The organism is Caldisericota bacterium (assembly GCA_034717215.1).
In the GTDB taxonomy this organism is placed as follows: Bacteria; Caldisericota; Caldisericia; order Caldisericales; family Caldisericaceae; genus UBA646.
This window is the reverse complement of the sequence record JAYELD010000070.1, coordinates 1-10600: the sequence shown is the minus strand read 5'-3', so window position 1 is coordinate 10600 and position 10600 is coordinate 1. Positions and strand designations below refer to the sequence as shown.

Here is a 10600-nt window from a genome sequence, read left to right as displayed (position 1 = left end):
GCTCAGGTTTAGTTTCTGTACATACCTATAATCATTCTTAGACATCTTCTTTAACCTCCTGTATTCTTTAACTTTCTGTATAGTATAATATATTTACAAAAGTCTCATATGTTTCGGAACTTATTCAGGAAAATTATTTTTAGTAGAAACATATTTTGAAATAAATGAGGATTATGCAAGTTGACACGAGGTTTTTAAGGCAATTTAATTATTTATTTCAAGATATTTTGTAAGCAAGAAATTATTGTCTATTTATTTTTTGTATGCTTCAGCAAGTTTTGTATAATCAACTGCATGTTTATGTATTGATTTTCTCTCTTCTTTTGTGAGCAGGCGCATAACCTTTGCAGGGACGCCAACAGCAAGACTTCCTTTTTGTATTTTCTTGTTTTTTGCAACCAGCGCATTTGCTCCGATAATTGATTCTTCTTCAATGTGAGTACCTGAAAGTACAGTTGCCCCCATACCGATGAGACAATTTTTTTCTATTACTGCAGCATGTATGATTGCGCTATGCCCGACGGTTACGTAATCCTTTATAATGCATGGAGCGTTATCTACGTGAACTACTGTATTGTCCTGTACGTTTGTTCCTTTGCCAATATGGATTGGTGCAGTATCTCCACGCAAAACAGCACCGTACCATATACTTGCATATTTCTCAATTGTTACATCTCCAATAATTACTGCGGTTTCTGCGATGAAAGCAGTTTTATCTATTTTTGGTTTTTTTCTATTGTATTGAACAATTATCATCGGTCTCTATTTTAGGAAGATTTCTGTACCGCAGAAGGGGCATCTTACCACACCTTTTCCTGCGAGTTCAAGCTCGCCGCCACAGTTCGGGCATTTATGCATATCCATCTTTGACATATCTTTTGAAACAAGTTTTCCTTCTTTCCAGTTTACGTATCCTGTAAACAGTCCTTTTCCTACAAGGTCTTCAAGATAATTTCTAAACGTGTCTCTTGTTAACCTTGTTTCTACTATGAGATTATTTATCATTACGGTGCCTCTTGTTTCAACTGCATTTAGTATCTTTTGTTCGGCAGTCACTTTTTTTGTTTCTTTTTCTTCTCTCCCGCCTTGTATAAAAATATAAGCTCCGATGATTGCAGGAAGAAGCACAAGTATAATAAAGCCCATTATGGTTGCTCCAGTGGTTCTTGCGCCGGTAGTTGAAGAAAGCCACGCGGCAAATGCTATTGCAATAAGTAAAAATGCAATGCCTAAAAGTTTGCTTTTATTCATTTTGACTCTCCTAAAATATTTTCTACATTATAAAGAATATGTATCCCCTCGAGGTGTTTTGCTATTATGTTATTTTCGCCTTCTTTGATTTCTACACTTTCCCCTACAAAAGAAATTTTAGAAAGTTTTTTTACATCGCTGTTGTTCATTCTTACACAGCCGTGGGATAAATTCCTTCCCGGGGAGAGTGGTTCGTTTGTCCCGTGAAGGCCGTATCCTGAAAGAGAAATTCCCACCCAACAGATGCCAAGGCCATTTTCCTTATTTTCTATATATGGTTTGTATGTTTTTCCCTCAAAATACCAATTTGGATTATGGATGATGTTGATGATGCTAAATGTGCCGGTTGGCGTTTCGCTTTCTCCACCTTTTCCGATGCAAATGGGAATAACTTGCTGAATTTCGTTATCTTCTTTGACAAATAAAAGGCGATATGCTTTATTTACCACGATAGTTCTGGTTATACTTTTGCTTGCAGATGGGAAGCTCGTCAGGACGACAAGCAATATAATGAATACAATAATTTTCTTTATTTTCCGGTTGTTTTTCATAGTTAAATTATACGCGTAATATTTTATTTTCAAAACAATATATTATAAAGGCAAAAAGAGAAGGGAAGCAAAATATTTTGCTTCCCTTCTCTAAAGTTTTACGGTAAAAATTAACCTGAATATTTAATAAATTCTTCTTTTGGCTTTCTTGTAGGCATATCAGGTTCTTTTACAGGGTAACCCACTGGAGTTACTGTTGCAACAAGATGATTTTGAGGTATATTAAGCGCTTGCTTGATGTTTTCCCTGTCCATATCTGCCATCCAGCAGGTTCCCAAACTGTAGTAGCGGGCAGCCAGCATAAAGTGATACGCCGCAATACATCCGTCTTCTGTTGGCCTGCTTGTTTTGTCTGGGTCTACGCAAATTGCAACGGCCATAGGCGCACGGCCAATGGGAGCAGTGCTCCCACCTCTTACATTAGCAAGTTCTTCCAATGCTTTTTTATCTGTTACGACTACAAAATAATATGCTTGTGAATTACTGGCCGTTGGTGCAAATCTGGACAATTCAAATATTTCGCGAAGAACATCTTGGAGAACTTCTTTGTCTTTGAATTCCCTTACACTTCTTCTTTTCATAAGTAATTCTTTACCGTTTAACACTTTTTCATTTTCATACATTTTACATTTCCTCCTTTTTAGTTCTATTTAATGCGTGTTTTTATATATTTACTTTTAGGTACTTATATTATTTTATAATTCTGTACTAAAATTTCAAGAATCTGTATACCCATTCTTACGGCCAGCAGTATATTATCACAGTTCTGGTGTCGTTATCCCAGTCAACAACTCCATCAAGGTGTTCTACTATGAATCTTAAAGGAAGATAAGTCCTTCCATTAATGATGATTGGAGTTACCTTGCCGTTGTTTGGGTCTATTTGCATTTTAATGCCGTCTACTACTGCCGTATTGTTGTCTATTGTAAGTATTATCGTGTGGTAGTTAAGGTTGATTGTTACTTCTCTTGTCTCTTCGTTCCAGGTAATGTGCCCATCTAATGATTCTATCAATGCTCTTATTGGAAGTAGTGTCCTGTCGTTCTTTATGACTGGTTTGCTTCCCTGTTCATCAATAGTTTTACTTATACCGTTTATTGTAATCTCTGGGTTGTTAATTTGTAAGGTGATGATTTTCATAAGGGTAGCGGCAGTATAGTTTACAACATATGTTTCTGTCACAGTGTTTTCTGCTTTGTCAGTTACCTGTACCGTGATAATATTCTTTCCTTGTGTTAGAGTGCATGTGGTATTGAGCTTACCTGACAACGGCAATACCATAGTTTTTCCGTTTATTTTAACTTCTTTTATTCCTGTGCCTGTATCAAATATGGTTCCTGTAATGTTGAGCGCATTGGACGAAACTGATTCAAGTATCTTATTAAGTTTAACAACCGGCGGTTTTGTGTCGGATATTACTCTGAATGATTTTGTGGTAAAGTTACCGCTTGCATCATATACTGTTACCTCTATATCATTTATCCCTTCGAAAAGTGTGATCACAGAGTCATTTATTATTGGAAGGCCCATTATGTCTTTTATTGTTATGCCATTGTTTTTAACTACTGTTCTTGCAATACTTTCTGGACTATCTGTTGCAATAAGACCAAAGGAAAAGAAAGAAGAGGATGTGATAGTGGTGACATTAAGATCTACACCTGAAAGTGTTAATGTTGGCGGCGTTGTGTCAGGAATTTTTACAAATGTTGCTGTGATCGTATGGTTGCTTATTACATTATTAAATGTGTATGTTTTTCTTATCGGTTTAATAAGAGAGCCATCAACAATTACCTGATTTATCATGTATCCTATATCTGCAGTAATTATAAATGTTTGACTGTCTCCATAATTAACAGTTATGCTGCCTGAAGGAGACATTGAACCATTAGAGTTTGCTGTTGCGGTGATGGTGAATGTATTGATTGCAAACATTACAACAACATCATGGTTTTCTATTACGGCTGCTGTTGTGTATGTATATGTGTCATTACCATTGTCTACAACTGACCCTGTTACATCTGCTCCATTATCTGTTACAGAAGCAATATGGCAACCTGTATCTGGTGTAATAATAACAGAAGCATTGCTCCCATAATTTACTGTTTGCACTAAAGGTGAAACAGTACCATTAGTTCCTGATACTGAAGCAGTAATTGTATATGTATTGATTTCAAATAGAGCAGTAATATTTTTGTCAGCATTCATTGTTACTGTGAGAGGATTGTCTGTTCCCATAGCATCGCCACTCCACCCAACGAAATGCCAACCTGTATCAGGGGTTGCAGCAAGCGTTACAACTGTATTGTAGTCATAGCTAACTTGATCAGGATCTTTTGTTACACTGCCACTTCCTATAACTGTTACATCTAATGCATATATATCAATTGCAAACATTGCTGATATTGTATGGTTACTTGTTACACTATTAAATGTGTATGTTTCTACATCTCCAACTGATGTCCCATCAACAAGTACATCTGAAATATGATATCCTGTGTCAGGGGTAATAGTAAATGTTTGACTATCTCCATAGTTTACCGTAATATCTCCGGAAGGCGTGATAGTGCCGTTGCTGCCTGCTGTTGCAGTGATAGTATATGTATCTGCTGCAAGGTCACTATTAAATTTACACACAAACGCATCGTAAACACCGTTATTGTTTATTTGATATGCTCCACTAGTTGTTGGGTAATCGGAAGAATTTGTAAAGCCTGTTGCGTATATATTACCGGATGAATCAATAACAATGGCGCGGGCTTCTTCGTCGGTAGCTCCGCCTATAAATGTGGATGCGGAAAGAGCAGAAAGGTCATTATTAAGTTTACTTATAAAAACATCACTACTTCCATTGAACTCTGTCTCATATGCTCTATCGGTCGTCGGGTAATTAGCTGATAGTGTTTTACCTGTAATATATACATTGTTTTCTGAATTAAGAGCAATACTATAAGCATAATCATGACTGCTTCCACCGATGTATGTAGAGGATAAAAGCGTAGAAAGGTCATCAGAAAGTTTGCTCACAAATACATCATATCCACCATTATTCCCTGGTTGATATACATTAGTAGTTGTTGGATAGTCGGAAGAGTAAGTTTCTCCTGTGATATACACATTGTTAGAGGAATTAAGAGCAATGGCATAAGCCCTATCATTATTGCTGCCGCCTATATAAGTTGAAGATGAAAGCACTTTAAGGTCATTTGTTAATTGGCTCACAAAAACATCAGTGAGGCCCTTTCTTTCGCTCTGATATGCATTTGCAGTTACAGGATAATCGGACGAATCTGTATAACCTGCAATATACAGATTGCCTGATGAATTAAGAGCAATTTTAAAAGCATTGTCAGAACCGCTTCCCCCTATAAATGTAGACGCGGAAAGAGCAGAAAGATCGCTATTAAATTTACTTACAAAAACATCATACCCACCACTATTAGCGGTTTGGTATACCCCAGCAGCAGTCGGATAATTGATTGAATTTGTGTATCCTGTGATATATATGTTGTCTAATGAATCAAGAGCAATTCCGTAGGCATAATCATAGCTGCTGCTGCCGACATATGTGGAAGATAAAAGTGTAGAAAGGTCATTTGATAGTTTACTTATAAAAGCATCATAATTTCCATTATTTGCTGTTTGATATGCATTGATGGTTGGATAATTAGTTGAATTTGTGTAGCCTGCGATATATACATTGTAAGATGAATCAAGAGCAATGGCATAGGCCCTGTCGGTGCCGCTTCCCCCTATAAATGTAGACGCGGAAAGAGCAGAAAGATCATTATTAAATTTACTTACAAAAACATCGTATCCACCAGTTTTAGCAGATTGGTATACGCCAGTAGTAGTTGGATAACTAAATGAATTTGTGTAACCTACAATATATGCATTATTTGATGTATCAAGAACGACGTCATAGACATAATCAGAATCGCTTCCCCCAATAAAGGTAGAAGCTAAAAGCGGGTCTATCACGAGGGGAATATTTTTGTCGTAGCTTTCTACATCAAAGGCATAGATATCTTTATTTACCGTGTATTTAACTTCTACATATGTTTTTTTGCCGTTAATTTCCTGATATGCTATCGGTTTTGTAAATGCTACGGCACCTAACGAAGTATTTGCTAAAAGTTCTCCTTCTTCCCCCAATGTAAGAGTATCTGCACCGCTTATCTTTATTTTTATATCTTTTACATTTCCTTTACTGCTTATGTAAAAAAGTTTTTCTACATTGTTGTTATAAGCTCTCAACTTGACTTCTATTCCTTTGTGCAGCTCCCCAAGCGATATGGTATTGTAGGAAGGGATATTATTTTTCCATTTTGACGAATCATCCCCTAAAAGGATGTTAACTTTTGTTTCTGATAGATCTTCGCCATGCACAAAAGGCGCATTTGTATTAACAAGTGTTTCTTTCAGCGCAACAGTTTTGTATTCATTGGTTTCATTTTCTTTTATTCCATCCAGCGAGTAAACAATTTCGTTTTTGCGAGTTACAAATATAGTACCGTGTTGTGTGGAAGCATAAAAAGAAACTCCTTTATCAGTTTGCCCTTCATTTTTAATAAACGGCACACTGGTATTTGCTATCACACTATTAATTTCGCTTTTAATGGGGGTATTGTGCTGAGGAATAAGTGGTTTTAAAAGGAAAGACCGTGAAAAACATATTGTTGATATCGTAATGCTTAGTATAAAAAACAGTAGTGCTTTCTTCAAGTGCTTCCCCATCAATCACCTCTTTACATTAAAATAGTGAAAACAATTTACTGCCAGTGCCCTAAGTATGTCTGTATTCAATTTGCAGAGTTACACTTTTCCTTAAGAGCAACAAAAATAATTGTAGAACTGTTTCAAAAAATTGCAAACATTTTTTAGATTCATATTGGGAAATTAATACGTTTTAGAAAAAATTAAAAAGCATTATAATTTATTGATATGAAAATACATATTCTGACAATTTTTCCTGAGCTTTTTGAATGCGTGGAAAATGAAGGAATCATTAAGATAGCAAATGAAAAAGGGTTGCTGGATCTTTGTTTGCATAATCTTCGCGATTATACAAAAGATAAACACAGAACAACCGATGATACTCCATATGGCGGTGGGGCAGGGATGGTAATGCTTGCAGAGCCGGTTATTAAAGGTATTGTTGATATAGAAAAAAAGTTCGGACCAAGTTACAAGGTAATACTTACTCCACAGGGAGAGCGATTCACTCAAGAAACGGCAAATTTCTTAAAAGACAAAGAATCTCTTCTTTTTATTCCAGCTCATTATGAAGGCATTGATGAAAGAGTGATTGAGTTGGCGGATATGGAATTATCGACTGGTGATTATGTGGTAAGCGGCGGCGAATTGCCTACAATGCTTGTTGTTGATGCAGTTGTGCGTCTTATTCCTGGAGTGCTTGGAAACAGATCTTCTCTGAGTGAAGAAAGCTTTGAGAACAACCTTCTGGAGTACCCTCAATATTCGCGCCCAAGAGAAATATGCGGCAAAGAAGCGCCTGATGTACTTATTTCAGGACATCACGGAAACATAAAGAAATGGCGATTAAAACAATCGCTAAAAAGAACCCTGATAAAAAGACCAGATTTGATTCTTAAAAAAAGATTTACAAAGGAAGAAAAAGAACTTTTGAAAGAAATAAAAAATGAACTGGAAGAGGTTTTAAGGGAGATACTAAATAGGTGAAGCTCTATACCGCTTTACTGCACTATCCTGTATATAACAAAAATAGGGAAATAATTGTCACAAGTATTGTTATCCATGATATTCACGATATGGCGCGTGCCGGAAAGACATTTGGTGCAAAGAATTTGTATATTGTGCAGCCCTTTGAAAAAGAAAGGGCAATTGTTGGACGAATAAAAAAATTTTGGGAAACAACTGGCAAAAAATACAATCCAAACAGAAATAAAGCAATCGAAATTGTCAAACTTTCTGAAAGTTTTGAAGAAACAATTGCGGATATAGCTGAAACGGAAGGCGAAAAACCCATCATTATAGGAACGTCGGCACAAGAAAAAGATGCAAGGATGATAAGTTATGATGAAACACGCAACTTCCTTAAAAAAGATATCCCGGCACTCATCGTGTTTGGTACGGGTTGGGGACTAGCCGGGGAAGCTCTTAAAAAAATAGATTTTTTCCTTCCTTCTATTAAAGGAGTAGGCATATTTAACCATCTATCAGTAAGAAGCGCATTTTCCATTGTTCTGTACAGATTAAGCACTGCATTATAGAAATTAAACCAGAAAAAATCAGTATTATTACATCTACTTTCTGTGCAAAATAGTTTAACCAAGCAAATCATACTTGTTTTAAGCAGGTTTTAGAAAATCTTATATAGCTTTTTCCCTCAGACCATGTATATCTCTAAACCATCAAGCATATCTATTGACTTTTAAAAAAAGGAATGATAAACTTTAAATAATCAAAAAAAGGAGGTAAAAATATGAAAAGTACAATTACAAACTTAACAAAAGCATTTATTGGGGAAAGCCAGGCAAGGAATCGTTATACTTTCTATGCAAATCTTGCTAAAAAAGAAGGATTTGAGCATATCGCAGAGATTTTTTTGTTAACAGCTGAAAATGAGAAAGAACACGCTAAGTGGCTGTTTAGATTAATCAATGACCTCAAAAAACAGAGCGGCGAAAACTTCGATGAAATAAAGGTCGAAGCTGCAGCTCCAACAATTTTAGAGGATACTGTTAAAAATCTAAAAGCAGCAATAGCAGGCGAAAACTATGAACATACTGAAATGTATCCTGAGTTTGCAGATATAGCGGAAAAAGAAGGTCTTCCTGAAATTGCGCAACGGATAAGAGCAATTGCTGTTGCAGAAAAGCATCACGAAGAAAGGTATAAAAAATTGCTGGAAGAAATCGAAGGAAATACGATTTTCAAAAAAGATAAAAAAGTCCGCTGGGTATGCAAAAAATGTGGCTATCTGCACGAAGGAGAAGAACCGCCGGAAGTCTGTCCATCCTGCAGTCATCCGAAAAATTATTTTGAGCTTCAATGTAAAGGGTTTTAGATAACATGGCGTAAAGGAAAAAGGGGGATCATAAATGGAGAGCGATATAACAAATTTGAAGGTATTACGTAAAATTTGCTATGGATTGTATGTGATAAGTTCTGTAAGAAATGAAAAGTTAAATGGCCAGATTGCAAATACGGTATTTCAAATCACATCGACCCCCGCAACAATAGCAGTAAGTATAAACAAACAAAACTTAACACACGAATTCATAAAGGAAAGCAAAGTTTTTACAGTTTCAGTTCTCGCAAAAGAAACCTCAATAAAATTTATAGGGCATTTTGGCTTTAAATCGGGAAGAGAAATAGACAAATTCAGCGAGGTTAATTATAAATTGGGAGTCACTGATGCTCCGATAGTTCTGGAATATTCAATAGCCTATCTTGAAGCCGAAGTCGTTAGCACGGTGGATGTAGGTACACACACTATCTTCATTGGAAAGGTAGTTGATGCCGATATATTAAATGAAGGTGAACCTATGACCTATGCATATTATCATACCGTAAAGAAAGGCAAATCACCCAAAACGGCACCAACATATATAGAAGAAAAAAATCAAAAGGAGGAAAATAAAATGAAAAAGTACAGATGCACAGTTTGTGGGTATGTGTACGACCCTAAGGTAGGGGATCCTGACTCTGGAGTTAATCCGGGGACACCGTTTGAGCAACTACCGGATGACTGGGTCTGTCCTGTGTGCGGGGTAGAAAAAACAGAATTTGAGGAAGAGTGACGGAAATGCCAGTAAGAGAAATTAAATCTGATATTTATAGTGTAGGTGCAATAGATTGGGATAGAAAACTTTTTGATGAGCTTATTCCACTGCCAGACGGAACAAGCTATAACTCTTATATAGTAAAAGGGAGCCAAAAAACAGTACTAATAGACACAGTTGACCCAGCAAAAGAAAAACAACTCATAGCAAATCTTGAGGAGCTAAAAATAGACAAAATAGACTACATTATTGCTAATCATGCAGAGCAAGACCATTCAGGCTCTATCCCGAAGATACTGGAACTTTATCCTGATGCAAAAGTCGTAACCAATCTAAAATGCCAAAAAATGCTTATGGATCTCCTTTGTATTAATGATAACAAATTCATCGTTATAAATGATGGAGAAACTTTGCCACTTGGGAATAAAACTCTTCAATTTATTTTTGCTCCATGGGTTCACTGGCCCGAAACGATGTTTACATATCTTAAAGAAAATAAAATTTTGTTTACCTGCGATTTTCTTGGTTCACATTTTGCATCAGATAAACTTTTTGTTGAAGATGAAACGGCTGTGTACCTCGCGGCAAAGCGCTACTACGCAGAGATTATGATGCCTTTTAGAACTACTATCAGAAAAAACATTGAGAAAATTTTAGAACTTGAAGTTGATATAATCGCACCGAGCCATGGACAAGTTTACAAAGATCCTGAATTTATTATCAATGCCTATAAGGACTGGATATCCGACGAAGTAAAAAACGAAGTCGTTATTCCCTATATTTCAATGCATGGAAGTACCGCTAAAATGGTGGAATACTTTGTAAATGCTCTTAAAGACAGGGGCATAAGGGCGAAACCATTTAATCTGACCGAAACAGATATAGGAGAATTAGCAATTGCCCTGGTAGATAGTGCCACTGTAGTGATTGGCTCGCCTACAGTTTTAGTTGGCCCGCATCCAAATGTTGCTTATGCGGCTTATCTTGCCAACATCCTAAGGCCTAAGTTGAAATTTGCATCAATTATTGGTT

The 10600-nt window shown here is 36.4% G+C and carries 10 protein-coding genes; 5 read left to right on the top strand and 5 right to left on the bottom strand.

The annotated features are described in order from the left end of the window. Nucleotides 1-252: 252 nt before the first annotated feature. The 5 genes from U9Q18_02865 to U9Q18_02845 all read right to left on the bottom strand — a co-directional run bounded on the left by U9Q18_02865 (nucleotide 253) and on the right by U9Q18_02845 (nucleotide 6536). A complete protein-coding gene (locus U9Q18_02865) occupies nucleotides 253-756 on the bottom strand; it encodes a gamma carbonic anhydrase family protein (GenBank protein MEA3313299.1) in 504 nt (167 codons plus the stop codon). Nucleotides 757-762: 6 nt separating this feature from the next. Further along, a complete protein-coding gene (locus tag U9Q18_02860; protein ID MEA3313298.1) occupies nucleotides 763-1251 on the bottom strand; it encodes a hypothetical protein in 489 nt (162 codons plus the stop codon). After that, a complete protein-coding gene (locus U9Q18_02855; protein MEA3313297.1) occupies nucleotides 1248-1802 on the bottom strand; it encodes a L,D-transpeptidase in 555 nt (184 codons plus the stop codon). Before U9Q18_02855 ends, U9Q18_02860 begins: the two co-directional genes overlap by 4 nt. Before the next feature lie 110 nt (nucleotides 1803-1912). Beyond that, the gene (locus U9Q18_02850) at nucleotides 1913-2425 is read right to left on the bottom strand and encodes a nitroreductase family protein (GenBank protein MEA3313296.1); all 513 of its coding nucleotides are present in this window, start codon (nucleotides 2423-2425) and stop codon (nucleotides 1913-1915) included. A 115-nt stretch (nucleotides 2426-2540) separates the two neighbouring features. Next, nucleotides 2541-6536 (bottom strand): SBBP repeat-containing protein, encoded by a 3996-nt coding sequence (locus tag U9Q18_02845; GenBank protein ID MEA3313295.1) that lies wholly within the window; start codon nucleotides 6534-6536, stop codon nucleotides 2541-2543. 207 nt (nucleotides 6537-6743) lie between these two features. Here U9Q18_02845 and trmD point away from each other — a divergent pair, with 207 nt between their 5' ends. From trmD to U9Q18_02820, 5 genes are all read left to right on the top strand, one after another. Next, complete coding sequence (gene trmD, locus U9Q18_02840; GenBank protein MEA3313294.1) at nucleotides 6744-7502, top strand: tRNA (guanosine(37)-N1)-methyltransferase TrmD; 759 nt, start codon at nucleotides 6744-6746, stop codon at nucleotides 7500-7502. Then, nucleotides 7499-8053, top strand: a complete 555-nt coding sequence (locus tag U9Q18_02835) for an RNA methyltransferase (GenBank protein ID MEA3313293.1) — start codon at nucleotides 7499-7501, stop codon at nucleotides 8051-8053. Before trmD ends, U9Q18_02835 begins: the two co-directional genes overlap by 4 nt. 212 nt (nucleotides 8054-8265) lie before the next feature. Continuing rightward, complete coding sequence (locus U9Q18_02830; GenBank protein MEA3313292.1) at nucleotides 8266-8850, top strand: rubrerythrin family protein; 585 nt, start codon at nucleotides 8266-8268, stop codon at nucleotides 8848-8850. 34 nt (nucleotides 8851-8884) lie between these two features. Then, nucleotides 8885-9586: a flavin reductase gene (locus tag U9Q18_02825; GenBank protein ID MEA3313291.1), complete on the top strand. Its 702-nt coding sequence runs from the start codon at nucleotides 8885-8887 to the stop codon at nucleotides 9584-9586. A 5-nt stretch (nucleotides 9587-9591) separates the two neighbouring features. Continuing rightward, nucleotides 9592-10600: FprA family A-type flavoprotein (locus tag U9Q18_02820; GenBank protein MEA3313290.1), on the top strand; the 1009-nt coding region annotated here is incomplete at its 3' end.

Excerpts from the sequence above, each read along its gene's own strand:
- U9Q18_02865 (MEA3313299.1), bottom strand. The coding sequence starts at position 756 with ATGATAATTGTTCAATACAATAGAAAAAAACCAAAAATAGATAAAACT.
- U9Q18_02860 (MEA3313298.1), bottom strand. The coding sequence starts at position 1,251 with ATGAATAAAAGCAAACTTTTAGGCATTGCATTTTTACTTATTGCAATA.
- U9Q18_02855 (MEA3313297.1), bottom strand. The coding sequence starts at position 1,802 with ATGAAAAACAACCGGAAAATAAAGAAAATTATTGTATTCATTATATTG.
- U9Q18_02850 (MEA3313296.1), bottom strand. The coding sequence starts at position 2,425 with ATGTATGAAAATGAAAAAGTGTTAAACGGTAAAGAATTACTTATGAAA.
- U9Q18_02845 (MEA3313295.1), bottom strand. The coding sequence starts at position 6,536 with ATGGGGAAGCACTTGAAGAAAGCACTACTGTTTTTTATACTAAGCATT.
- trmD (MEA3313294.1), top strand. The coding sequence starts at position 6,744 with ATGAAAATACATATTCTGACAATTTTTCCTGAGCTTTTTGAATGCGTG.
- U9Q18_02830 (MEA3313292.1), top strand. The coding sequence starts at position 8,266 with ATGAAAAGTACAATTACAAACTTAACAAAAGCATTTATTGGGGAAAGC.
- U9Q18_02825 (MEA3313291.1), top strand. The coding sequence starts at position 8,885 with ATGGAGAGCGATATAACAAATTTGAAGGTATTACGTAAAATTTGCTAT.